This is a genomic window from Paenibacillus sp. FSL H8-0283 (assembly GCF_045040675.1).
Classification (GTDB): Bacteria; Bacillota; Bacilli; order Paenibacillales; family Paenibacillaceae; genus Paenibacillus; species Paenibacillus amylolyticus.
Genome location: NZ_CP150295.1, coordinates 974,211 through 998,576 on the forward strand (window position 1 = coordinate 974,211; position 24,366 = coordinate 998,576).

The 24,366-nt window shown below is 45.0% G+C and carries 18 protein-coding genes; 14 read left to right on the top strand and 4 right to left on the bottom strand.

Going from position 1 to position 24,366, the window contains the following annotated elements; translation table 11 throughout:
• Positions 1 to 39 precede the first annotated feature (39 nt).
• Positions 40 to 987 carry an AraC family transcriptional regulator gene (locus MHI52_RS04465; protein ID WP_101314773.1) on the bottom strand — a complete coding sequence of 316 codons (948 nt, stop codon included), beginning with the start codon at positions 985 to 987 and terminating at the stop codon, positions 40 to 42.
• A 171-nt stretch (positions 988 to 1,158) separates the two neighbouring features.
• Here MHI52_RS04465 and MHI52_RS04470 point away from each other — a divergent pair, with 171 nt between their 5' ends.
• The 13 genes from MHI52_RS04470 (at position 1,159) to MHI52_RS04530 (ending at position 19,823) form a co-directional block, all read left to right on the top strand.
• Positions 1,159 to 2,178: a glycoside hydrolase family 105 protein gene (locus MHI52_RS04470; RefSeq protein ID WP_101314774.1), complete on the top strand. Its 1,020-nt coding sequence runs from the start codon at positions 1,159 to 1,161 to the stop codon at positions 2,176 to 2,178.
• 13 nt (positions 2,179 to 2,191) lie between these two features.
• Positions 2,192 to 4,372, top strand: coding sequence for a 1,3-beta-galactosyl-N-acetylhexosamine phosphorylase (gene gnpA / locus MHI52_RS04475; RefSeq protein ID WP_339285526.1), 2,181 nt, complete (start codon positions 2,192 to 2,194; stop codon positions 4,370 to 4,372).
• 210 nt (positions 4,373 to 4,582) lie between these two features.
• Positions 4,583 to 5,431: a GNAT family N-acetyltransferase gene (locus tag MHI52_RS04480; protein ID WP_339285527.1), complete on the top strand. Its 849-nt coding sequence runs from the start codon at positions 4,583 to 4,585 to the stop codon at positions 5,429 to 5,431.
• A gap of 199 nt (positions 5,432 to 5,630) precedes the next feature.
• Entirely contained in the window at positions 5,631 to 7,433 is a 1,803-nt protein-coding gene (locus MHI52_RS04485) for a sensor histidine kinase (RefSeq protein ID WP_339285529.1), read from the top strand.
• 11 nt (positions 7,434 to 7,444) lie between these two features.
• Complete coding sequence (locus tag MHI52_RS04490) at positions 7,445 to 9,019, top strand: response regulator (RefSeq protein WP_339285530.1); 1,575 nt, start codon at positions 7,445 to 7,447, stop codon at positions 9,017 to 9,019.
• Between the two features lie 175 nt (positions 9,020 to 9,194).
• Positions 9,195 to 10,868 (top strand): extracellular solute-binding protein, encoded by a 1,674-nt coding sequence (locus tag MHI52_RS04495; protein ID WP_339285532.1) that lies wholly within the window; start codon positions 9,195 to 9,197, stop codon positions 10,866 to 10,868.
• A gap of 136 nt (positions 10,869 to 11,004) precedes the next feature.
• On the top strand, positions 11,005 to 11,979 hold the full coding sequence (locus tag MHI52_RS04500) for a sugar ABC transporter permease (protein ID WP_036606005.1): 975 nt from the start codon (positions 11,005 to 11,007) through the stop codon (positions 11,977 to 11,979).
• Between the two features lie 15 nt (positions 11,980 to 11,994).
• The gene (locus MHI52_RS04505) at positions 11,995 to 12,894 is read left to right on the top strand and encodes a carbohydrate ABC transporter permease (protein ID WP_036668326.1); all 900 of its coding nucleotides are present in this window, start codon (positions 11,995 to 11,997) and stop codon (positions 12,892 to 12,894) included.
• Positions 12,891 to 14,465 (top strand): glycoside hydrolase family 43 protein, encoded by a 1,575-nt coding sequence (locus MHI52_RS04510; protein WP_405158546.1) that lies wholly within the window; start codon positions 12,891 to 12,893, stop codon positions 14,463 to 14,465. The genes MHI52_RS04505 and MHI52_RS04510 overlap by 4 nt, the downstream gene beginning before the upstream one ends.
• A 238-nt stretch (positions 14,466 to 14,703) precedes the next feature.
• On the top strand, positions 14,704 to 16,272 hold the full coding sequence (locus MHI52_RS04515) for an RCC1 domain-containing protein (RefSeq protein WP_405158547.1): 1,569 nt from the start codon (positions 14,704 to 14,706) through the stop codon (positions 16,270 to 16,272).
• A gap of 121 nt (positions 16,273 to 16,393) precedes the next feature.
• Positions 16,394 to 16,723, top strand: coding sequence for a metalloregulator ArsR/SmtB family transcription factor (locus MHI52_RS04520; RefSeq protein ID WP_091038881.1), 330 nt, complete (start codon positions 16,394 to 16,396; stop codon positions 16,721 to 16,723).
• Between the two features lie 166 nt (positions 16,724 to 16,889).
• On the top strand, positions 16,890 to 18,665 hold the full coding sequence (locus MHI52_RS04525; RefSeq protein WP_127546788.1) for a SulP family inorganic anion transporter: 1,776 nt from the start codon (positions 16,890 to 16,892) through the stop codon (positions 18,663 to 18,665).
• Between the two features lie 168 nt (positions 18,666 to 18,833).
• On the top strand, positions 18,834 to 19,823 hold the full coding sequence (locus MHI52_RS04530; RefSeq protein ID WP_036606002.1) for a phosphotransferase: 990 nt from the start codon (positions 18,834 to 18,836) through the stop codon (positions 19,821 to 19,823).
• Between the two features lie 113 nt (positions 19,824 to 19,936).
• Here the strand turns inward: MHI52_RS04530 and MHI52_RS04535 are convergent, their stop codons facing one another.
• The 3 genes from MHI52_RS04535 to MHI52_RS04545 all read right to left on the bottom strand — a co-directional run bounded on the left by MHI52_RS04535 (position 19,937) and on the right by MHI52_RS04545 (position 22,170).
• Positions 19,937 to 20,926: a DUF4003 family protein gene (locus tag MHI52_RS04535; RefSeq protein ID WP_127546786.1), complete on the bottom strand. Its 990-nt coding sequence runs from the start codon at positions 20,924 to 20,926 to the stop codon at positions 19,937 to 19,939.
• Positions 20,927 to 21,239: 313 nt separating this feature from the next.
• Complete coding sequence (locus MHI52_RS04540) at positions 21,240 to 21,635, bottom strand: hypothetical protein (RefSeq protein ID WP_036606000.1); 396 nt, start codon at positions 21,633 to 21,635, stop codon at positions 21,240 to 21,242.
• A 169-nt stretch (positions 21,636 to 21,804) separates the two neighbouring features.
• A complete protein-coding gene (locus MHI52_RS04545; RefSeq protein WP_127546784.1) occupies positions 21,805 to 22,170 on the bottom strand; it encodes a DUF6713 family protein in 366 nt (121 codons plus the stop codon).
• Positions 22,171 to 22,398: 228 nt separating this feature from the next.
• Here MHI52_RS04545 and MHI52_RS04550 point away from each other — a divergent pair, with 228 nt between their 5' ends.
• Positions 22,399 to 24,312, top strand: coding sequence for a serine hydrolase domain-containing protein (locus tag MHI52_RS04550; protein ID WP_405158548.1), 1,914 nt, complete (start codon positions 22,399 to 22,401; stop codon positions 24,310 to 24,312).
• Positions 24,313 to 24,366 lie beyond the last annotated feature (54 nt).

A 24,366-nucleotide genomic window follows, 5' to 3' on the forward strand; every position in this document is an offset into this window, starting at 1 on the left:
TTTTTATGAGCAGGGTTATCTCAATATACTAACGTGAATTCATACCCACCCCGTGAATTCCAATATTGAGGCTTTTGCAGACTGTGCTTCTGTATGAGCGCCTTTGCGCCAGGCTTTAGGCGATTCGCCCATCAGTTTGGCGAAGCAGCGGTTAAAGCTGGAGATGGATCGGAAGCCGACCTGCTCAGAGATGGACAGAATGGAGGCCTCGGTGCTTTTTAATCGTTTGCATGCCTCTTCAATCCGGGTACTGTTCAGAAAATCAAGCGGCGTGGTTCCCATAATTTCATGGAACTTGCGGCGAAAATGCGTTGTACTCAGATGACACAGATCAGCGAGGTAATCTATGGTCACAGGCATCATATAGTTTTTGGTGATAAACTCCAGCACGGGTGAGATGACCAAGTCACCTTGGAGGTCTCTTTCCCGTTCGTGATCCTGAGATGACAAGCGTTCGCTGCTCGCATGAATTCGAAGCAGTTCGATATATAGAGACATCAACAAGCCGTACGCGCTCTCCCGATAGTAGGGGGACTGCTGCTTCATTTCTTCAACGATTGAAGTTGCGAGCATATGAATTTTGGGATGCTGTTCCTTATTCAGAATGCAATTGGTTCCCTGAATCGCCCATAGATTCGGTTCAATGTGAGTTTGTGCTGTTTTGAGCGAATGACGGAAGAGTTCTTCCGGTGAAAAAAAGATATAAGCCCACAGGCTGGCGTTATTAGGTGAACTGTATGTGGTATGCGGAAGATATCGGGGAATGAACGAGATGTCGCCTGCTCGAAAAGGCACAGATTCTCCCTTAATCTCCATGATGCCTCCATCTGAATAACAGATGCCAATCTCCATGTGGTTATGGAAATGAAGATGCTCACTCTTGATATCGGATATTCTCCAGCGGTCTCCACTGAGTAACAGGACAGGGAAATCAATGGGCAGGCTATAGTGACGATATTCAATGACAGGTTTCTTCGGTTTGGGCATTTTCGAGGACTCCTATGTATAAATGATTGAAATTGCGCAGTTTTGTTATGAATATGCTTAGATTGAGACTATTTTACTGCGTACAATGGAATAAGTAAAGCGTTTACAAAAATGGACGGACACCTCTCAGGGCGCACTTGGGGGCGTGTGCACAGGGAGAGGGGAATAACAATGCTTCAAGTGAAATATGACAGGGATCAGATTCTACACGTAATCGAGAACGTTACCAAGAAAACACTGGATATGGATCTGACATGGGATTGGCCCGGTGGAGTGGCTTATTATGGTGTATCCAGAGCCTATCAAACGACAGGCAACCAAGAGATTCTGGACAGGCTGGTGAAATGGGCAGACGAATATATCGAGCTGGGTCTGCCAAGTTGGACGGTGAATACATGTGCCATGGGCCATGTGCTCATCACTTTATATGAAGAAACCGGGGATCAGAAATATTGGGACATTGTCCTCAGCAAGGTTGATTATCTCCAGAATCATGCGCTTCGTTTTGGAGACAATGTGCTTCAGCATACGGTATCGGTTTCCAATGATTTTCCGGAACAGGCTTGGGCAGATACCTTGTTTATGGCGGCATTTTTCCTGCTTCGCGTAGGTAGCAAATTAAAAGACGAAGCCATGATTCAGGATGCGCTGAATCAGTATTACTGGCATATCAAATACCTGCAAGATCCGAGCAGCAGTCTGTGGTATCACGGTTATAACAATATCAACAAGGACCACATGTCCGGATTTTATTGGGGCAGAGCGAACGCTTGGGGAGCCTATACGATGTCTCAAGTGAAACCGCAATTGAACGACTGGTACTTGTATCCGCAATGTATGGATGTAGAGTGTGCCCTTCGTGATCAATTGGCGGCTCTCAAGCTGGTACAGACCGAGAATGGCTTGTGGCGTACGGTTCTGGATGACGAAGAATCGTATGAAGAGGTGTCAGCTTCCGCGGGTATTGCAGCAGCGATGATCAACAACGGCAATCCACTGCATACCAAATACGTGCAAAAGGCATTGGAAGGCATCCTGAACAACATTAGCGAAGATGGGCGCGTGCTTGGTGTATCTGGCGGTACGGCGGTAATGAAGGATCGGGATGGCTATCGCAATATTCCAAAAGACTGGATTCAGGGCTGGGGTCAGGGCCTGGCACTCGCTTTTCTGTCCGATATGTTGAGATAGGGAGGGAACCCAAATGTCCAAATTAACCAAAGGCTCCTTTACACTACCGGGAGAATCCGGTTATGAAGCACTGACGCTTGAACTTGCCAACCGCTGGGGTGCCGATGTGATCCGTGACAGTGACGGTACAAAGTTGTCCGATGAGATTATCAATGCCGGATACGGCATCTATTCAACCATTTGCATTATTCGGGATCATAATGAGTGGGCATCCCGTAATCTGGATAAGTTGCAGCAATGTTTTCTCATTACGAATCCGAAGGTTGCTGTGCAAGATTATGTATCCATCTATCTGATGGAGGACTTCTTCGCTGAACAATTCAGGGTGAATGATTCGAAAGAAGCGTTTAAGTATTGGCAGGTGTACGACCGAACGACTGGGGAAGAAGTTCCTAGAGGACAGTGGAATTATGAAAGGGAATCTGGCAATGTTGTCATTACCGGCGTTGCTCCTTGGCATAAATACACGGTGAGTTTCATGGTTTATCGGATATGGGAAGAGATTTCCATGTACAATCACACGACGAATAATTGGGACAAAGAGCATCTGATGCAGATTGACCCGATCTATACAGACACCCAAACCTATTTGCTGGATTGGATGGAAAAGTGGTGCCAAGGCCACCCGGAAACAACCGTTGTACGTTTTACGTCCCTATTTTATAACTTCGCCTGGATCTGGGGCAGTGATGAGCGGAATCGCCATCTGTTCTCGGATTGGGGTTCATACGATTTCACGGTAAGTTCGAGAGCGCTGGATCTGTTTGCTCAAAAATATGGGTATTCACTCTCCGCCGAGGACTTTGTAAATGGCGGTAAATATCAGGTCACTCATATGCCTGCGGATCAGCGCAAACTGGACTGGATGGCATTTATCAATGATTTTGTCATTGAATTCGGTAAAAAGTTAATTGATATTGTACACAAACATGACAAGCTGGCGTATGTCTTTTATGATGACAGCTGGGTGGGCATGGAGCCGTATAATGATCGCTTTGAGGAATTTGGATTCGACGGCATGATCAAATGTGTGTTCTCCGGTTACGAGGCAAGAATGTGCTCCGGCGTTAAGGCTGATACCCATGAGATTCGCTTGCATCCCTACTTGTTCCCAGTTGGCTTAGGCGGGCTTCCTACCTTCAAAGAGGGAGGAGATCCTACCCTGGATGCGAAGAAATACTGGATTAATATCCGGCGTGCGCTGCTGCGTGAGTCGATTGACCGGATTGGACTGGGTGGATATTTGCATCTGGTTGAGCCTTACCCGGACTTTGTGGATTATATCGAGAAAATTGCCCATGAATTCAGAGAAATGAAAGAGCTACATCAGGCTGGAAAGCCTTATCAGATCAAGACAAAGGTAGCCGTGCTGCATAGCTGGGGCAAGTTAAGATCGTGGACCTTGTCTGGTCATTTTCATGAAACGCATATGCATGATCTGATTCATGTGAATGAGGCATTAGCCGGGTTGCCTGTTGACGTGCAGTTTATTGATTTTGATGATATTCGTCAGGGCGCATTGAAGGATATAGATGTCGTCATCAATGCCGGCTCTGCAGGTTCAGCATGGAGCGGTGGAGCGCAATGGAGTGACCACAAGTCTGTGGACTTATTGACACAATGGGTGTATGAGGGTGGTACCTTTATTGGCATTAACCAGCCTTCGGCAATGGACGGGTACGACAGCTATTTTAGAATGGCTCATGTGCTTGGGGTAGATGAGGATACAGGTGCAAGGGTTGTTCATGGAAAATGGTCGTATGAAGTTAATGATGAGTATGGTTTGGTGCCTGAGGGGGCCAGCATACTTCCGAAAGATAACATTTATCTTACTGATGGATCAGCAGCTGTAGTGAATGAAACGGATGGTCAGATCACACTGTCCACACATGCTTTTGGAAAAGGAAAAGGGATCTACCTGCCTTCCTTCGAATTCAGCTGGGAAAATACAAGACTACTTCTGAATTTGATTCGATTTGCGGGCAATGAATTCCATGAAACAAAGTACATCACGGATAACTTGTATACCGAGTGCGCTTACTATCCTGAAAGCAACATATTGGTTGTGATCAATAATAGCGATCAGGTTCAGTCCACGACGATCAATACAGAGCATGGAAAACAGACCGTGGAATTGGACCCGTACGATACGGTGATCACCAAAATTGGTTTAACAAAATCGGTATCCCCATAGAATAATGACTCGATAGACCGTATTCCTTAACCAGGGAGCGGTCTATTTTAGTTATTAGGACGTGTCTGAAAACTCTGAAGAAAGCAGATTTTATCGTACGGATATTACTTTATAGTGTTAACACTATTTAGTAGAATATTTAAATAAGGATAGGGATCATGAGCCCTAATATATTATTGTTTTCATCTTTTTAAAGGAGAGAGTGCCCTAATGTACAGTTATAAATTGTTGGACACAATAAGCATGGAGACACTTCACGAGGCGTTTGTGGATGCGTTCTCCGACTACCAGGTTAAAATGGATTTGCCTTTTTGGAAGTTTCAACAAATGCTCCAACGAAGGGGCTATCACCCCGAAATATCTATGGGAGCCTTTAAAGATGAGAGAATGGTCGGATTTGTTATCAATGGACTTCGAAGCTGGAATGGAAAGAAAACTGCATATGACCTTGGTACAGGCGTTGTAAAAGATTGCAGGCGGCAAGGCATTACAAGCGATCTGCTCTTGAATATTCAAAAGCTGTTAAAAGAAAAAAATGTAGAGCAATATTTGCTGGAAGTCATCCAATCCAACGAATCTGCAGTTCAGCTGTACAGTAAACAAAACTTTAAAATTCAAAGGGAATTTTCATGTTTCCAGTTGCAAAAAGATCAATTCATACCGCAATCAACCTGCACGGTGGAATGTGTGGAGAGAATCGATGTAGAGCAGTTTAAGGAATTTTGGGATGTGGAGCCCTCCTGGCAAAATTCAATTGATTCCATCTACGCTGTACCGGAGGCTTTTATCTATGTGGTAGCACGTCAGGATCACAGCATTGTTGGTTATGGCATTATAGATCAAAAAACAGGTGATGTTCCACAGCTTGCAGTGAACCAAAATTACCGGGGCAAAGGTATTGCAAGCAGCATCCTGACAGAGATGGTCCAACGCACAGAATCGCCTAGAATCAGTGTCCTCAATGTGGAGTCTCATCTGAAACCGATGCAAGATTTCCTCCTGGTCAAATCAGGTTTTGCATATCATGTGGGCCAGTACGAAATGCTCTTGAAATTATAACGAGATACCCGTTTCGACTTAAGATCAGATCGGGTTCATACGAAAATATGTGGGGTGTTAGTGTCTGTCTTGTTGGGCCAGTTGAACGGGAGGTTGATTAAAGGCTTCCCGGAAATCCTGGATTGCAGTATCCAACCCATCCTGTACTCGTTATAATAATGTTGATATATGACATGGTTAGAGGAGACAAAGACATAACATGAGCCGCAAGAAATACTGTAAGCGTATTCAGTTTTTGGATGATTGGAGTCTCAAAACCAAGTTGTACATATTGTTCATTTTTTGTGTGCTGGTCCCGGTCCTGGTCACAAATACCGTGTTTTACCAAAGCATCAAAGGTAACATTGAAGAGAAGGAGCATAGCCGATTCAATGAAATGCAGCAAAGGATCAAGTTTAACCTGCGGAACAGTATAGACAATAGCTTGTATGTGTCCAATTTTCTCTATACCGATGGAACGCTGAACCGGTTCATGGAGTTCAAGTATCGCGATCAGGAAGACTATTACTCTGCCTACTATGATATGCTTAGCAACAACAATCTGGTCAGGTACTATTACAGCTACCAGCAGGTGAATCAAATTACGTTTTATGTTGGCAATGATACCTTCGTCAATGGAGGAAACTTTATTAAGCTGGATGAAGAGGTGAAGAAAAGTGATTGGTATCAAGCGCTGATGAAAACGAGCGACCATATCATGATCTATTCGTATTTTGACAAACAGCAGGCGGAGATGTCGCAAAGTCAGGGAGGACGCAAAGTAAGCATTATTCGTAAGCTGGATTACTTTGGGGAGCAACAGGTTGAAAAGGTGTTAAAAGTTGATCTGGACTACGCTTTCATCAACAAATCGCTTAAAAATGAGGGAGCAAATGGGAAGGTGTATGTCGTTTCGGATGGCAGGGTCATTTTCTCGAACGATTCAAAAATGAATCAGATGCGCAAGCCATTTAATCTGATTGCAAACAGTTCAATTGATCCTGTTCAATCCATGCAATCGATTCCCGTCGTATCCGAGGATTGGCAGATTGTCGTCAGCACGGAGAAATTGGACGTTCTGTCGGAGATTGTTAATTCCAAGCTTAATTTGACTTTACTAATCATTCTTAATCTGTTGGTGCCGACACTGCTAATCTGGTTGATATCCAGATCACTGGTCATCAGAGTTGATCGGATAGCGAAGCACCTGGATCAAGTGAAGCATGAGAAATTTGAGGTGATATCGGGACCTGTGGGCAAAGACGAGATCGGCAGCCTGACCCATAGTTATAACATGATGGTCATCAAGATCAAGAACCTGATTGAGATTGTGTTTAAGGGCCAGGTGGAGCGGCACGCCCTTGAGCTCTCCAAAAAGCAGGCGGAGCTGAAAGCCCTTCAGAGTCAGGTGAATCCCCATTTCATGTTCAACACGCTTGAAACGATCCGTATGCGGAGTTTGATCAAGGACGAGCTTGAAACCTCCGATGTCATTCATAAACTGGCACTGCTGTTACGTCAGACGATCAATTGGGGCGATGATCTGATTACAATTGCAGAGGAAATCAATTTTGTGGAGAGTTATCTGAGTATCCAGCAGTATCGCTTTGGTGAAAAGTTGCAATTTGCAATCCGGATCACAGACGAATCCATTGCTGCCATGATGATACCCAAGCTAACCGTTCTCACCTTTGTGGAGAATGCTTGTATCCATGGTATTGAGGGGACGTCGAATGATGGGGTCGTGGAGGTATTATTCGAAATTCGAAGTAATGAGCTGTACATTTCCATTCGAGATACCGGAGTCGGTATGGATCAGGACAAGCTGGCCTCGCTCCACAAAATGATGCAAGACCCGAGTATGGATCGGATGAGCGAGCTTAGCAGCATTGGTATGATGAATGCATATATTCGGTTGCGGATGTATTTTGATGATTTCGTTCAGGTGCACATATTCAGTGAAAAGGGGAAGGGAACAACGATTGACATTCAAATTCCTCTTATGCAGGCATCTCAAGAATAAGGAGCGAGGATATGATCAACGTGCTGATTGTGGACGATGAGCCATTTATTCGCCAAGGACTTCTATTGTTAATTGATTGGGAGTCATACGGATTTCAGATTTGCGGTCAGGCCTCCAATGGTATGCAGGCATTGGAGTGCATACGCGCTATGCAGCCCGATCTGGTGATTTCCGACATTAAGATGCCGGAAATGGACGGAATGCAGCTTGCCAAAACCTTGTACGAGCAATATAACGGTGACATCAAGCTGATTCTTCTAAGTGGATTCTATGAGTTCGGATATGCCAAGCAGGCGATTAAATACCAGGTGGATGACTACATTCTCAAGCCTATTGTGAAGACCGAACTGGTTCAGGTGCTTGAGGAGTTCAGGGTCGCATTTAATGCGCGGACGGAAGAGAAGCGATATCAGCAAAAAAAAGATCGAATTATTATGGCTCAGCATATGCAGTCAATCTTGCTTGGGGTGGCTGAGGAGGATGCTGTTACGAGTCTGCAGTCCCACTATCAAGATGTCGGCATACTGCGTTGCGTCCTGATTGAGGCGGAAGCCGGTCCAGAACAGGGAACGGATTGGTGCGCTCGGGTTGAGGCATGGGTGGGCAAGCCCTTGCCGGGACAAATTTTGAAGCCCTTCACAGGTGATAAAAATGCGGTTCTGCTTATGGTTACGGACCTGATGGTGAACCGTGAGGCAGTGACCTTGGAGCAATATTTGACCCGATTACATACCGATCTGAGCCATGGTCAAGAGGCGGCTATTGCTTGTTATGTCGGGAAGGAAGTACATGAGTTGGAGGCGCTGCACGAGTCTTATCAATCCTGCGGCATAATGAAAAGCTTACGTTTCTTCACCACTTGCAGGCCCATTTATTATTTCGAACTTATGGATACGACCTTATTTGTTAATCGGCCGGGACAGTTCGAAAAACAATTATTTGATGGGCTAGTCAAGTCTATTGAGGAACAGCAGACGGATGAGTTATACAGTCATGCAAAGGCCATTTTTCAATTTTTTCTGGATGAGCGAATCGAGCCTGGTATTGTCCGCATCCACTTGCATTATTTGGCATACACATTGCTGGATCTCGTGAATAACGATACGGTTACTCCAGATTCGGGGTTGATGGGATCGACTTTTCTGAAGGTGAACTACGCGATGTTATCCATGGAGGAAAACATTGAACATTTATGCGAATTCTCGCTCATATGCGCAGAGAAACTGAAGGAGCAGCAAAAGTCAAATGCGATGGGCGTATTAGCCAAAATTGAGGCCTTCATTCACGAGCATTACAGAGAAAATATCAGCCTGAAATTGCTCGGGGAGCAGTTTTACATGAATAGTGCATATCTGGGTCAGATTTTCAAAAAGCATTTCTCGATCAGCTTCAGTGATTATTTGAATCAATTGCGTATTGAGGAAGCCGCCCGGCTGTTGCGCAGAACAGATCAAAGAGTATACGAAATCGCAACAATGGTGGGATATCGGGATTCCGATTACTTTATTAGCCGGTTCGAGAAACTCATGGGGGAGACTCCTGCACAATATCGTAAAAGTGCCCATGCTGCGTACTCTCTTGATTAACATCCTGCACTCCTTGACGGAGCGGCGGGATATTTTTTTTCGCAGATGCTGGAATTAGTGGGATTCCATCTATAGTTTATCCCGTTGAGAGGGGCATGGAAGCATGATAATTTTAAGTCAGCCTTTGGAAAGCGCTTTCCAAAAAGCTTCTGTCAATATAATCGATGGAGGGGTCATGATGAAAAAGGATGTTAGAAAAAGAATCAAGTATAGTGCTCTGCTCGCTTTAATACTGGTCATCGCACTCACTGGATGTACACCGGGATCGTCCTCGAAAGGGGAAAAGACAGCAGATGGAAGGGAATTGAAACAATTTTCCGCATTTTTTGCCGTACCGGGAAAAATTGCGCCTGACGATAATCGGGTGTTAAAGGCTATTGAGGAGAAAACAGGCGCCAGAGTCACGATGGACTGGCTTACGGGCCAAACAGCCAAAGAGCGGATTGGTGTACTCATTGCAGGCGGCGAATATCCCGATTTTATCGATGGGAGTGATGGTACTCAGCAACTGGTAGCAGCAGGAGCGTTAGTACCTCTTGAGGATTACATCGATAAATATCCAAACATCAAAAATTACCTGGGCGAAGACTGGAAGAAGATGAAAAATACGACGGATGGACATATCTACTTCATTCCTCAATTCGGCAATATACAAGAAAAGTCGATGAAAGTATCCCATGACGGAGAAGCATTCTGGATTCAGAAGGCCGTACTGGAGTGGGATAATTATCCGACAATCAAAACGCTTGACCAATACTTCGACTTGATTGAACGGTATAAAGCAGCTCACCCGACCATTGATGGTCAGCCAACAATTGGATTTGAAATTATCTCCTATGACTGGCGTTATTTCGCACTGGAGAACCCTCCGCTCTTCATGGCTGGTTATCCTAACGAAGGCGCAGCCATCGTTGATAAAGAAACGCTGACGGCCAAAAACTATAATACCATTCCGGAAGCGAAGGCATATTTCAAGAAGATCAATGAGGTATATCATCAAGGTTTGGTCGATAACGAAACCTTTACAGCAAACTATGATCAGTATATCTCCAAAATTTCAACCGGACGTGTGCTGGGCATGGTGGATCAAGGATGGCAATTCCTTGACGCCGAGGCATCACTCGTGAAGCAAAAATTGTATGACAAAACCTATGTACCGTTGTCCATTACACTCTCCGAGGATGTTAAAGGGCGCTATCAGAACAATCCAATCCTTAACGTGAATGGTGGTTTGGCCATTACAAAGAGCTGCGAGGATATCGAGGGAGCACTTCAATATATTAATGATTTGTTGGACCCTGAGATGGAGGTATTGAGAACCTGGGGACAGGAAGGCGTGGATTACCAAGTCGATGACAAAGGTGTGTTCTTCAGGAATGAAGAACAACGTGCGAATTCCAAAGATCCGGACTGGGTGCTGGCAAACACGGGAAGCCCGTTGGTCTATTTCCCGCATCATGAAGGCATGACCGCTGACGGGAAGAATGCCCTTGACCCTAAGGAGCAGCCGGAGGAGTACCTTGCCACATTGAATGACATCGACAAAAAAGTGCTGAAGGCTTATGGATATACGAAGTTTACTGACTTCCTTGAGCCTGCGGAGGAAAATGAACCGTGGTTCCCAATCTATACCTATAATTTTGAACCGAATAAACCGGAGACCATCGCCAGACAGAAAATGGACGATGTAAAACGCAAATGGCTACCCAAAGTGATTATGACCTCACCAGCCGAATTTGATAAGGCTTGGGAAGAATATCAAGCCACGCTCAAGGAAAGTGCAGATATTAAAGCGTATGAAGATGCGCTGACGGAAGAAGTCCGCAGACGTATGGAACTGTGGGGATAAAGGCCTGTCACACAGAAAGGCTATGGGGAACCCCGTAGCCTTTCTTACACGCTAGATTGGGAGATTGAATAGGAATGGAATCGATTCACCCAGACTGGGTGATATAGATAAACTCGTAAGCAAGGAGAGAAAAAACATGGCCAAAAAGGAGTTGCAGCCTTCGTTAAAAACCAGCCATATCCCGGCGGGAACAAGCTGGATCGGGTACAACCTGTCCAGAATGAAAAGTCAGCGACAATTAATGTGGATGTCATTTCCGTTTATTGCGTTTATCGCTATTTTTGCGTATGGACCATTATGGGGCTGGTTGATGGCGTTTCAGAATTATAGACCGGGCATTGGTTTTATGGAGCAGGATTGGGTGGGGGTGGATCATTTTCGAACGTTATTCACGGACCCTACATTTTTACGTGTCATTCGCAATACGCTGGCGATGAGCCTGATCAGTCTGTTTCTGGGATTTGTCGGCTCAATTGGTCTGGCGCTCTTATTGAATGAACTGCGAATGGTATTGTTCAAACGCGTGGTACAGACGGTTTCCTACCTTCCGCATTTCCTGTCGTGGATCATCGTAACAGGTATTGTTGCGAATGTATTATCAACGGAAACAGGAATAGTGAATGTGCTGTTGACGAAATTGGGCCTGATTGATGCACCGATCAATTTTTTTGCCGAACCAAAGTACTTCTGGGGGATTGTAGGTCTGTCCAGCATGTGGAAGGAAATTGGCTGGGGCACGATTATTTATCTGGCGGCCATGGCGTCGATTAATCCGAGCTTGTACGAGGCAGCTTCCATCGACGGAGCCGGACGGTTTCGTAAAATGTTCAATGTCACGCTTCCAAGCATCAAACCAACGATTATTATCCTGCTTATCATCAACGTTGGTAACGTACTGAACGCGGGTTTTGAGATTCAATACTTGCTGGGGAACGGACTTGTGCAGGATGTATCCGAGACGATCGACATTTTTGTTTTGAAATACGGGATTAATCTCGGCAACTACTCACTTGCCACCGCAGCAGGCATTTTCAAAAGTGTGGTCAGTCTGGTGCTCATATTTATCGCCAACGGGATTGCCAAGTCTCTTGGTGAAGAGCGATTGATATGATAAGGGGGCAGAGCTGTGAAACGATTTAGTAGAAACCGAAGCTTGGGAGACTCTATTTTTTCTATCACCAATGGCATATTTATGTTGCTTGTCATGGTTGTTACGTTATATCCTTTTTTAAACACCATTGCCGTATCTTTCAATAACGGGCTGGATACGATCCGTGGGGGCATCTATCTCTGGCCGAGGGAATGGACGCTGCAAAATTACGTCTCCGTATTCCAAAACCCGAATCTGACACAAGCCGCATTTGTTTCGGTCGCCAGAACCGTGGTGGGAACGGTTGTACAGCTGTTCTGTACAGCCATGCTGGCCTATGTGCTGAGCCGCAAGGAGTATATGTTCAACAAATTGGTCACAACGCTGTTTGTCATGACGATGTATTTCAGCGGCGGCTTAATTCCGGGATACATGCTGATCAAACAAGTGGGGCTGCTGAACAGCTTCTGGGTATACATTATTCCCGGGTTGATCGGGGTGTTCAACATGATCGTCATTCGTACCTACATTCAGGGACTGTCTGAGGGATTGATTGAATCCGCGAAGATGGATGGAGCCGGAGATTTTCGGATTTTCATGCGTATCGTGCTTCCCCTATCCAAGCCGGTTCTGGCTACGGTTGCACTGTTTATTGCTGTAGGTCAGTGGAACTCCTGGTTTGACTCCATGTTGTACACGGCAGGAAATCGGAATTTGACCACCTTGCAGTATGAACTGATGAAATTGTTGTCCTCTGCGACCTCACAGGGGGGAACGGTCAACGTGGATTCATTCAAAAATGTAACCAACATGGTGACGCCTGTATCCATTCGGGCAGCCATCACGGTTGTGACGGCAATGCCGATCGTTTTACTGTATCCGTTCTTGCAAAAATACTTTGTGACTGGACTAACCATTGGAGGGGTAAAAGAATGAAGAATGTAAATCAAAGCGAACAATGCACGTATAACAATCCGATTATGCCCGGGTTTTATCCAGATCCGTCCGTATGCCGGGTGGGTGAAGATTTTTATCTGGTGACATCAACATTTGCCTATTTTCCTGGCGTTCCGATCTTTCAGAGCCGTGATCTAGTGAATTGGAAACAGATTGGAAATGTGCTGGACCGCCCTTCGCAATTAAATCTTCAGGGAGCAGGCCATTCACAGGGGATATTCGCTCCAACGCTTCGGTATCATGAAGGCACCTTCTATATGATTACAACTAATGTATCACATGGCGGCAATTTTGTTGTAACCGCTACCGACCCGGCTGGGCCATGGTCTGATCCTTATTTTATTGAAGGCGCAGAAGGCATAGACCCTACAATTTTCTTCGATGATGGCAAAGCGTATTACCTTGGTACACGTCCTTGCTCCGAGGGAGTTCGTTACAATGGGAACTGGGAAGTGTGGCTACGGGAGTTGGATCTGGGCAGTATGAAGCTGGTGGGAGACAGTTACGTTCTGTGGCGCGGGGCGATGGTGGATGTCATCTGGCCGGAAGGCCCGCATCTGTATAAGATCGATGAGTATTACTATTTATTGATTGCAGAGGGAGGCACAGGGCCAAACCATGCCGTGACCATTGCTCGTAGCAAAAGTTTGACCGAAGGATACGTCGGGAATCCGAATAATCCAATCATTACACATCGCCATTTGGGTAAACGTTACCCTGTTGTTAATGTAGGACATGCCGACTTGGTGCAGGCTGCGAACGGTCAATGGTTCATGGTCATGCTTGCTTCGCGTCCATATGGAGGGAGCTATAGCAATCTGGGGCGGGAGACGTTCCTTGCTTCTGTCGTTTGGGAGGACGGATGGCCTGTTGTCAATGAGGGCCGCGGAATCCTGGAGGAGCAGGGCACGTTGGATTTGAAGCCTGTTCCGGTAGAGCCGCAACTGCGTTTTGACCATTTTGACAGTGATAAACTGGGCTTGCAATGGATGTTCCTGCGCAATCCTCAGGAGGATCTCTATTCATTAACCGAACGAAAAGGATACTTGCGACTGAAGCTGAAACCGCAAACATTGAAGGAAAAAGAAAATTCCAGCTTTGTTTGTCTGCGTCAAAGGCATATGGATTATGTCGCAGCTACAGCGATGGAATTTGTGCCCGGGAATGCCAACGAAACGGCTGGTCTTGTCGTCATTCAGAACGATCTGTATCACGTACGGATTGAGCGTGCTCTGGCGGATAAACAGCAGGTGCTACGTGTGGTGACCGTTATAGATGGTCAGGATACCCACATTGCGCAAATCGCGCTGGAGGGTGATGTATCGCGAGTGTATATCAAATTGGCTGCGACAGGTCAGCAACTAAACTTCTATTACAGCACGGATGGAAGTCAGTATCATCTGGTGGCGGAACAGGTGGATACAAGCAGCCTGAGCACCGAAGTAGCCGGCGGCTTTGTTGGCTGTTGTATCGGAATGTTTAGCAGCAGCAACGGTACTTCTTCCGATCAGGTAGCGGATTTTGACTGGTTTGAATACGGCTCCATCTAGTAGATTCATCCACATCCGAAATGACTAGAGGCTGAATAGAGTGAATTAACGATTCGGCAGTTGTGGCGACTATGCTACAGATCATATAGAGAAAGCTCAACCATGCAGTTACAAGCGGGTGGTTGAGCTTTTTCTATGATGGATATATATTTTCCGATTCCAATAACTCCCTTTCTGCTATATATTAAGAATGATATTCTTATAGAAAGAAGGAGATGTTTTGATTTTCAGAAAACTTGTGAGGTGGACTTTAGTTCTAATGTTTCTACTACCTTCCATCGTCAATAGCCAGCATCAAACCGTGTATGCGGATGAGGGGCCTATTGTGGATTTGAGGTATGAACCTAACGAGGACGGCACTATTTTCATTGAAGGAGTGGCAACAGACTCAGCATATGAGAACGTGAGATTGCAGATTAGTACACTTGACGTTAATGCAATAAGTGGTAAAAGTGAACATGTTAGCTTGTATGAGGCACAAGTAATGACGAATAAAAATGGTTATTTTAGTGTAACCACTTTGAGCATTGACCCCTCTAAAGTAAAGAATGATTATATTTCAATCTCTTTTTATAATGAGAGAGGGAAAGAGTCAACTGTATCACCGGGATATCCACTAGCTATGCCTAATCTTGACACGAGTCACTTATATGAAGATCCGGATTACATTAAAGTTGGTCCATTTGACAAGTTTAAAGACGGGTACACTCCACCGGTTAAGAATGAAATAGATTATACACAATATGGTGTAGGTACAGCAGCACCGACAGTAACTACAGCAAAACAGATTAAACAAATCGTTAAACCTGTATCCGTAGCAGCAAGCAACACACATGTCATTGTCTTGACTGCAGATGGAACGATATATGGTTGGGGAGATAATTTACATAACGAAATTAAGGATAGTGTTCATCCAGTACTGCCTGTAACAAAAATTAATAAGCTCTCTAATGTAGTGAAAGTAGGGGCAGGAGAACGTTTTTCACTGTATCTAACCAAGCAAGGCGAACTTTATGGCTGGGGAGACTTGAACTATTTAGGAATCAAAACAATGACGGGAACACCCCAAAAAATCACGCTGATCCCTGAGACGATAAAGGATTTAAGTGTTTACGGGAAGGGTGTCGTATTGTTAACGAATTCGGGGAATGTCTATCAGCTTGGAGGAGCCGGTGGCACAGGTATGAAACTCTTGAAGAATCATCATCGAAAAATCAATATTCGAGATGTTGTGGACGTAACCATTGGCGATCTTGATCGTGCTTACGCCGTTAAGAAGGATGGTACAGTGTGGTATTGGAATACCAATATGAAGGACAAAGAAACTACAGCTACACCAATGCAAGGATTCAAAAATATCAAAAAAATCTCATCGGCTGGAGATAACGGGCCCTATTTGATAGCACTGGATAAAAAGGGGAATCTATGGGCTTGGGGTGATAACACTTCACGTCGGTTGGGTTTCAATGTTACCCAGAAGTTGTACAAGCCTCTGATGATTAACAGAGGACCAATTCGATTGAATGGTGTAGAGATGACGTATCCTCGAGTCGATCTTGCATACAAGGCTATTTCCGCTGGGGATGAGGGAGCATTGGTAGTCACTGTTCAAAATGAAATGTTATTTATGGGATATGGTGCAGGTACAGTTAATTTTGCGAGTACTGAGGAAGCGAGAAATTCCTATAAAAACGTATCACTAATCGAAACAAGTTATAAAAATATGTATTGGGTATCCAATGGGAAGTTATGGGTCGCGGGTTATCGGAATGAATATGGACAGTTGGGATTTGGGGTTAAATTGTAGTGTGCTGTTCGTTTAACAAACCTATCAATAGATAACAACCGTCTGTTCTTATAATGGCTTAGGATAACATCTATGTTATGATATTTGCATCTTCAAAAGTTCGATTGAAGGGGCATAGCGCATGAATCAGAGCATACAACAGTTTAAAGCGGATTTTTTCAAAGCGTTGGCACACCCGATGCGGATTCAGATTCTGGAGCTGCTGAGTGAAGGAGCCAAAAACGTGAATGAACTGCAAAGCATTCTGGGATCGGAAGGCTCTGCTGTTTCACAGCAACTGGCTGTATTGCGTAGCAAAAACGTTGTCCAGGGAATCAAAGAAGGGACAACCGTCACCTATTCGCTGCGTGATCCGCTGATTAAGGACCTGCTGGCAGTCACCAAACAGATTTTTGACAATCATCTGGTTGATGCCATTTCCATGCTGGAAGATATTCGTAAAGAGTCCTGACACAATAAACAAGAGCAACTGGGTGTAATCTCCGGAGGTTCTTGTTTTTTTGTGTTAGGTTCCTGCTGAGATTGTGCGTAATCCGATTGACAGGACGTATGCAGGGGAGTAGTCTTTTAAATATATTCAAATATTCAAATATATGAAGAAAAGAAGGTTTTTGTACATGAAATGGATGGGGAGATATGCAGGGTACAATGCTGCCGCTTTTCGCAAGGATCTGTTATCAGGACTGATTGTAGGTATCATTGCGATTCCACTCGGTATGGCGTTTGCCATCGCTTCCGGGGTCAAACCGGAGTATGGATTGTATACCACAGTCATCGCAGGGATTCTCATTTCCTTGCTGGGTGGGTCCAAGTTCCAGATTGGCGGGCCAACGGGGGCATTCATTCCGATCCTATTTGCCATTGTGATGCAGTATGGATATGAGAATCTGCTGATCGCCGGAATGATGGCCGGTTTGATGCTTGTACTAATGGGCGTATTCAAGCTCGGGGCATTAATTAAGTTTATTCCAAAGCCGGTGACTATCGGTTTTACGGCAGGGATCGCCGTCATTATTTTTAGCGGACAAATTACGAACTTTCTGGGACTTCGAGGCATCGAGAAACACGAGGATTTCTGGTCCAATATGAAAGAAATCGGGATGCATATCTCGACGATTAATATATACAGTGTGCTTACAGCTGGAATCTGTCTGGCTGTTCTTCTGCTTGTGCCCAAGTTTGCACCAAAGGTGCCTGCATCACTGGTGGGGCTGGTTCTTTCGACGGTAGTCGCGGCGTTCTTTTTTGAAGGGCAGGTGGCTACAATTGGTTCGTCCTTTGGCGCCATACCTAACTCTTTGCCTCAGTTTCATGTGCCAGAGATCACTTGGGAGCGTATTGTGAACTTGCTGCAACCCGCTTTTGTCATCGCCATGCTGGGTGGAATTGAATCGCTGCTATCCGCAGTTGTTGCCGATGGCATGACCGGAAGTCGGCATAACAGCAATCGAGAGTTGATTGGGCAGGGGATTGCTAATATGGTGACGCCGTTGTTTGGTGGTATTCCTGCAACAGGAGCGATTGCACGCACAGCAACCAATATCAAATCCGGCGCAGTATCGCCATGGTCTGGCGTGATTCACGGTGTAGTGGTTTTGCTGGTACTTGTTCTCTTTGCGCCATATGCATCCCACATTCCTCTTGCCAGTATGGCTCCCGTTCTCATGCTGGTTGCCTGGAATATGAGTGAACGGAGATCCTTCATACATGTCATGAAAACCAAAACGAGTGATTCACTCGTTCTGCTGATTACCTTTTTGCTGACCGTATTTACAAGTTTAACAACGGCTGTAGAGGTTGGGTTGATTCTGGCGGTCCTTTTATTTGTTAAACGGATGAGTGAGATGTTGAAGGTTGCCAAAGTACTACCCGATCCCGATCATAAACATGAGAAAGTCATGGCCCACATGGTTCGGGAAGGACATGACTGCCCGCAAATAAGCCTATACACAATTGAAGGGCCACTTTTTTTCGGCGCAGCGGATATGTTCGAGAAGTCGGTCATGGATTCGATTCATCGGCGACCAGGCACTCTGCTGTTGCGAATGGGTAAGGTGCCTTTTATGGATACAACAGGTGAATCCAATCTGGCCCGTGTTGTCAAACATATGGAGAGATCCGGGGGCAGGATTTTACTTTCAGGCATTCAGGCGCAACCGTTGGAGATGTTGAAGAGAACAGGTTTGATTGAACGGATTGGTCCGGATCATATGTTTGAGCACACGGGTGAAGCCATCAATTATGCATTATTGCATCTGGATGTTCAGAAATGCAGGGGGTGCAAACATTTTGCCTTTCGTGAATGCGTTGCATTGTCGAGTGCTGGCACCGACCCAGAGTGTAATAACCTGCTGAAACCTGGAAAGCGAGTCAATGTAAATAGCCCTATCTAACCTGCTGATGAGAGAGATGGAGCTATAAGAGTCTAGAGAGTATTTGCTTATCAAAATATATATTCTGGAAAATAAACGAAAAATATACTATGTTATAGGTTGATAGGTGAAAGGATTACATCGTCTATTAGATGAGAAATAATCATATTAAACCGAAGGAGCAACCATATGTCCATTCAACCGACTGCTTTACGTTCAGTGCTTAACCCCAGGTACCTGGAGTCTGCATTGAGGAATCACTATGACATTGGAACATGGGAAGAATGTTTGTTTTGGCTTAGAGGATTGAATGATACTTACCGGGTTCGCACGTCCAGTGGCATGTACATTCTCCGTATCTACCGCACTGAAATCACGGAGGCAGATGTTCAGTATGAGCTTTCATTATTGTCTCAACTGAAGAACGTTCTAGGTTCTGCGGAACATACCGACATTGGAGAATACATCGAGAAGAAAGATCATACGGGATATACGGTGTTGGAGGCTGCGGAAGGCAAGCGGGTTGCTGTAATGTTTCGGTATATTGAGGGTACGGAGAACAACCTGGAGGATGAGGAGTCTTGTTACGCTTTTGGTCAATCTGCCGCTGAATTACATGAGGCTATGGATCAGGTGAACATGGAGCTGCCACGATATGAGCTGGATCTGAAGTTACTTATTGACGAACCCCTTGAGCGAATTATCCACTATATCGGTGAGAACAATGAAGCAGCAGCATTTCTCCATACGTTTGCCACAACGTTAAAAGAACGCATCGTTACCACTTCCAGACAAGAGCTGGACTTTGGTCTGTGCCATGGCGATATGCATGGAAATAACAATGTGTTTCAACAGGAACATCAGTTCATCCATTATGACTTCGAGTGGGCAGCCAAAGGCTGGCGTGCCTATGATTTAGCTCAAGTGAAAGTTCGAAAAAGGCAGTCTGATGAGCGAAAAGCAGCATTATGGGATGCGCTCATGGCAGGATATCGTTCAGTCAGAAGTTTCTCTGCCGAAGATGAGCAGGCGGTTGATCTCTTTATTGTTGCTCGCCGATTCTGGGTGATGGGACTAGATGTTGCTTTTATTGAGAGTGATACGGGTGCGCTGGACTATGGTTCGGATTGGCTGGATAGTTTCGTGGAAGAATTCCGGGATACGGGGATTATATCCTAGCGAATGATGAACATTATTTTAGGTGTAGGTTTGAATGCTTTAAGACCCTTCCGAGTGAACTTGAACTCGGGAGGGTCTTTTTCATCTTATATTGAAGGTAACAGGGTCACTTATTAATTCGATGATGATGAAGCGGCAGCAGCCGATGCTGCGGCAGTTGCGGCCATGGCTGCTTGTTGAGCGATGATAATATTTGTGATACTGGTTGAGATTGCTGTCGTAAGCACACCGTTCCGCAGATTCTCCACATGTTGAATGGCTACCAGAGCAGACGAGAACAGGAGCAACTCCTGTTTGTCGATTGACCAGGCACCGAAGCCTTTTTGAGTCCGTAACCAGTCATTTGTTTCCGCGACTTCATCCACTAATGAGTCTCTGTCCGAAGGCAGTAGAGAAAGTATTCCAAGAGAGGCTAACGTATAGGTTTTGTCCATTCGAAGATTCCTTTTGCGAAAAGCTTCATTTAAAGCAATCACACGAGCACCTGCATCCGGTGGATCCTCTCCAAGAACCAGGACCTGAGTTAACGCCTGCACACTGTTTCTGGAAGAGAACTCTGGTTTTAATTCCCCGTAGAGTTGTTCCATACGTGCCACACCAGTATCCACGTTGAGGTCGGAAAGAGCTAACATGGCAGCGAAAATGTAGTCATCCTGTCCAGTGAGGAAACGATGCTCTGCTTTCATGCCGTCATAAAATAATTTAGCCCGCTCCACCGTAGGTTGAAACTGGTCAGGTGATGTCTGAGTAGCGATCTGATAGGCGGCAATAACCAGATAATCAGAGTTGCGAAATTTAATCTCTTTCATCAAGTCATAGACATGCAAGGTGTCTGCCAGTCTTGTCTCTTCATCCGTTGTAAGGGAGAGCATGGCAGCAATGCTAATGGCCGAATTACCTCTGAATGCAGAGAAAAGTTTTGTGTTTTGCTTAATCAACTCATGGCTTTGACGAATAGCTTCCCCATCCGCTGTTTTATTCTCCGCTGCATAGAGCAGGGCAACCAGACGTTGCATCATCGCATGTTGCCATTTGAACGACTTCTTGATGATCTGGGTGTTGGAAACAAATAGTTCAACTCGTTCTGCATGATGTTGCTGCATAGGCACACCTCCATATTCACAGTTATTCTATAATACTCTATTTCATGATTAGATTACCTTCACGCTGTAACATGACCTCTTCCAATGCCTTGAAGCTGCTGGATTCGGGGTCTCGTCTACGATGGCATATTTTGATTTGGCGTAATCCACTTTATTATCTCCATTTAAGAAAATATAGAATAGACTATCAATCTATTATTACCCTTTTATTTAAGGGGTGCCACTTCCATAAATAAGAGAGTCTAGTTGTTGAATATAAAAAAGACCGCAATCAGCGGTCGTAGGTTAGATTGATCGGTGATATAGGACTAATCTAATTGAAAGAAATTGTGTAGGCTACGTTAGGGTATGCCGTCGTCGATCCTGGAACACGTTCTACTACAGTGATCAGCGTACCCGGATTGTAGTAGGCTGACCCGCCATTGTAAGTATTGTTGCTTACGATAACTGTACCGAGGTCGAGTGTCGTATTATTGTAGTTCCAGTAGTAGCGCAGTTGAAGGGTATTGGCTGCATTTGTCGTAATTTTCACGCTGGTACCAGTCGTTTTAGCGTTAGGAAGAATATAGGCGTATCCTTGCCCGGCCGAGAGCGCATGGGAATAGGTGCTTCCATAACTTACGATGGCGGGATTAGCGGAAGCGGTCAGGCTAAACAGAAGGGAGATACCTAGAATAAGTGCAAAAAATGTGCTAATGCGTCTTTTCATAGAATGCCCATCCTCTCAAAATAAAGTGTTTTTATAGTTTAACTCAATGTAAACCAAAAACCTTTTCGAAACGGATTGGAGCCCCTCCTTATTCAGTTTATGTTAGCGCTGACATTCCTAACGACTATACTATATACCAATAAATTACAGATGTAAATAGTGGATCAGATTAGATGATTAGGAATATCAAATGAATTAAAGCGATTATTCCCATAGGGTAGATCAATGATCTGGAGAACCCGTTTTTAAATTCATTTCGAGGATGTTTTTCGAAAAAGAAGTGTAATACGGTATGTATGATGAAAAAGATATCCAGCACCCAAAATGTAATGGTCTGATATGAGCTAAAAAGAAGAGAGAGGATGATGGTATACATTGGCAGGTGAATCCAAGTGAAATACCTATAGGCTTTATCATCTTCCATATCTTTTAACACCATAAACAATTTCCACTCGGACCGCCTGATGGCATCCATTTCGTGAAGCAGAAAGAGAGACAGGTTAAACAAAAATAAAGCCAGTAAAAAGTCAGGCATGCAAAGTCTCCTTTTCCTATTCAATCTGTTCCTATCTTACTAAAGGTAATTTGATTTGGCAAAATATGAAAAAAAGGTTCACGCTCCGTTCATACGTGCTTGATATGCTCTCGAAAGAAAGCGTAAGGAACAGGTATTAAAAAATATGCGGAGTGGTGGGGGCAAGTCATGTCATCGTTGATAAGAAAGATTTTTGGGAAAATGATTTTACTGGTGTTATTGTTAGGCATGATATTAGAGGCAACTGGATTAGGGACCATGCCACTATCGGCAGCAGTATCCAATCCGGGATTAAATTCGGGCAAATTGGAGCAAGGAGTCGTAGCGAATCTGGATGATTCAGATCAGTTAACGGCATTCATGGATGGGATGATGGATGTGCAAATGCGATCTTTACAGATTCCAGGCGCAGTCATTTCGATTGTGAAGGATGGGAAGATCCTGCTCTCCAAAGGGTACGGACATTCGAACATCGAAGAAAATAAACCCGTTGATCCCCAAACCAGCTTATTTCGAATTGCTTCAACAACAAAGCTGTTCACATGGACCGCCGTGATGCAATTGGTTGAGGCGGGCAAGCTTGATCTTGATACAGATATCAACACTTATCTGAAAACGGTGCAAATACCGAGAACCTATGAGGAACCGATTACGTTGCGTCATCTCATGACCCATACCGCAGGGTTCGAGGAGGGCGGTGTAGGTTATCAGATCACTACCGATCCGGGGAAACTTCCCGTTTCTATTGCTGAAACGATGGCAAAACATATGCCTGCACGGGTTAAGGCACCAGGCGAGATGCTGTCGTATTCCAATTATGGCGCTTCACTCGCGGGACTTATCGTCGAAGAAGTCAGCGGTGTTGCCTACAATGACTATATACAGAAAAATATATTTGATCCGCTGGGCATGAATTATGCTACGGTAGAGGAGCCTGTTCCAGCGTCTCTGGAACCTTATGCCGTCCTTGGATACGCCCGAGCCAACGGCGAGTTTGTAACCAAACGGCCAACGTATGAGGGAGGATTCCGTCCTGCGGGATCAGGGAGCGTGTCGGCGAACGATATGGCTCATTTTATGATTGCCCATCTTCAAGACGGGCGATATGAAGATAAACAAATGCTCAAGCCGGAAACAGCCAAGCTCATGCATTCTCCGGCATTCCAGTTTGATGAACGTTTACCCGCCATGGATCTGGGCTTTTACGAGTTGAATATGAATGGACTGCGTGTGATCTCTCATGGAGGGGCCGATGAGCTGTTTAATACAGCGCTTTATCTTGTACCGGACAAAAAAGTGGGCATCTTTGTTTCCTATAGTGGAGGGGAAGGCGGGACAGCAGCAGAAGGGTTGGCGCAAGCCTTTTTTGACCGATACTATCCTGTACATGCAACTGAGCAGCCTAATGAAACTTCTATTAAATTAGGGGAGTCCCTGGAAAAATATGCAGGCTCCTATCAATTTACCCGTCGTAATCACACGAAGATCGATAAGTTTTTCAGTTTTCTGACTCAAATCAATATTGAGGTTTCGGATAACCGACTGTTTATTGGAAGTGGTGCAGATCAGCAAGTATATACTCCGATTGGTGTGAATTTATTCCAGGAGGTCGGAGGGACACATCAGATGGGGTTCCGCACCGATGCAGAAGGCAAGGTCACGTATCTGTTTCTGGATATATTAAACCCAATGCCGCTAGAACCTGCACCGTTAATGAACCAATCGAAGTTCTGGCTCCTCTTGCTCGGCATTTCGGTTGTTCTGTTCATCACTGTATTGCATGGATTTGTTTATCGCAGACGCGAAATCAGAGTGATGCCAAAAGCGCAGAAATGGGCAGTACGGTTGTCAGCTATTACGTCTATATGGGGATTATTAACCTTGGGCGCAACGCTTCTGGTGATGAACATGGATTTGATTGATCGGCTTAGCCATATTCCACTATCTTTAAGTCTCTATCTGTTTATGCCGGTTATCCTTGTAGGGTTGACTGCGGCAATATTCATCATGAGCGTTCTGGCATGGAAAAACCAATATTGGACGTTACTGAAGCGTGTGCACTATACGTTTGTAACGGTAGCAGCAGTGATCTTGAGTTTATTTTTCTATCATTGGAACCTGCTGGGCTGGCATTTTGGTTGAAGACCTCCTCCCAAGTGGAAGAAACAAGATAGATATTGGAGGCATACATTTGAT